Here is a 319-nt window from a genome sequence, read left to right as displayed (position 1 = left end):
GGTAGCGTACTGGGTAAGGTGGGTTCGGCTGAACGTCTGGCCACGGGAGGAACAGCTGGCAGCAAAGCAGACAGTTTGTTGCCCAACCTTAATACTCGGGTGCTCACTGAGACTGAGGCAAGGGCCTTGACTAGTGAAAACAAGGGCCTGATCTATGTCGTTGAGAGCCCAAGGGGAAATCAGGCTGCGCAGGATTTTCAGGCAGGCACTAGCGGCGCTTACACTGATTTGGCGACGGGTAAGTTGGCCGTGCCGGCATTGCGCTACAACAATCCGAAATTGGATGGTATTAATTTTGTAAAATTTGACGGTATTGAAA

Annotated in this window: 1 protein-coding gene; it reads left to right on the top strand. The window is 51.7% G+C overall.

What is annotated here, in order from left to right; genetic code table 11:
- A partial coding sequence (locus tag KDH83_RS32230; protein ID WP_212323292.1) for a hypothetical protein occupies positions 1-319 on the top strand: 319 nt, incomplete at both ends.

Origin of the sequence: Achromobacter sp. Marseille-Q0513, from assembly GCF_018195695.1 — a bacterium.
GTDB lineage: Bacteria > Pseudomonadota > Gammaproteobacteria > Burkholderiales > Burkholderiaceae_B > Achromobacter.
The sequence above is the reverse complement of the archived record's forward strand: the minus strand, read 5'-3'. Positions and strand labels throughout refer to the sequence as shown.